Below are 1,371 nucleotides of genomic sequence, written 5' to 3'. Positions count from 1 at the left end.
TTAAGTCCTGAGTTTGTTGGTACTGCCGCACCCAGCGGTGTACTGTTCTTTTGGTTACCATGAACCGTTCGGCTACCTGGCGGATAGAGGTCTGACCTGCCTGATAAGCTGCTACAACTCTTTGCCGTAGATCCAAAGAATGGGTTGGCATCTCTTTCTCTCCTTCCTCTTGAATACCTGTACCCTATTTTAAATTAACAAGCTGTAGCATTTATGCTCTTGCAGGGGAGCTCAAAGGGAGAAAGTGGCTGGAGAGAAACTTAATGCCAAGTTTGGAGAGGGCACCTGTTGGATAATGACCAGATTCCTCGGAAGGGGATGTGGGGTAGTTTACGCTTTGATCGGCACTTTCTTCTCTAGCCACTGGGCCACTTGATCAGCCAAATCAACCCCTTCTAACTGGCAGATCTCCCGCAGCATAGTTGGGCTGGTGACATTAATCTCTGTCAGCCGTTCCCCGATGACATCAATTCCAACAAAATAGAGTTTCTCCTGCCGCAGCACCGGCGCCAAAGCTGCGCAGAGGGCCCGTTCTTTTTCGGCAATCTCGGTTTTCTCCACCCGACCCCCAGCGGCCACATTGCCACGGAAATCCCCCTCCCCAGGGATCCGATTGACGGCGCCCAAAGGCTCGCCCTCCAGCAGCAAAATGCGCTTATCTCCCGCTGCTGCCTGCGGCAAATACTCTTGCACCATCACGGGCAGCCGACCGAATTGGGTGCTCAGCTCAATTAAGGAATTGAGGTTTGGATCGCCGGCGTTGATCCGCAGGATCCCTTCCCCACCCTTGCCGCCCAGGGGCTTGAGTACCGCCTGCCCCACCTGCTCGACGAATTGGCGTAGCAAGGCCTTGCTGCTGCTGACGCAGGTACGCGGGATCCACTCTTGGAATTGCAAAGCATAGAGCTTTTCGTTGGCGGAGCGGATCCCGGCAGGATGGTTGAGCACTAGGGTGCGGCGGGGGGAGAGATGATCCAGAAGGTAGGTGGCGTAGAGATAGGCCGCGTCCACCGGCGGATCCTTGCGCATCCATACTGCTTGCATCTGGCTCAAGGGCAACAAGCGCCGTTCTTTGACCTCGTACCAGGGATCCGCTCCTAGATCCAACACAATTTCCTCAACGGATCCCCAGGTTTCCCCTTGATCCCAGTAGAGGTCAGCCAATCCAAGGCAAAAAATGCGGTGGCCTCGTCTCTGCAGCGCCTCCATCAAGGCAACGCTGGTGTCGTGGTTCACCTGCAACTGAGACAACGGATCGACAATGAAAGCTACCTGCATGAATGGTTTGAGCAACGAAAAGCTGCCCTGAGTATGCAACAAATTGGAGCGGATTGCTCCCGGCTAGCAGGCCGGTTCGGCAGTAGTAGAAAG

2 protein-coding genes are annotated in these 1,371 nt (G+C 54.9%); both read right to left on the bottom strand.

Annotation, left to right across the window (positions count from 1 at the left end):
• The coding region (locus NW852_RS03880; RefSeq protein ID WP_414426478.1) for a transposase at positions 1–151 on the bottom strand (151 nt) is incomplete at its 3' end.
• A 179-nt stretch (positions 152–330) separates the two neighbouring features.
• Positions 331–1,278 carry a glutathione synthase gene (gshB, locus tag NW852_RS03875; protein WP_414365524.1) on the bottom strand — a complete coding sequence of 316 codons (948 nt, stop codon included), beginning with the start codon at positions 1,276–1,278 and terminating at the stop codon, positions 331–333.
• Between the last annotated feature and the right edge of the window lie 93 nt (positions 1,279–1,371).

This window comes from Synechococcus sp. H60.1 (genome assembly GCF_047462335.1).
GTDB lineage: Bacteria > Cyanobacteriota > Cyanobacteriia > Thermostichales > Thermostichaceae > Thermostichus.
This window is presented reverse-complemented; position numbering and strand designations above follow the sequence as displayed.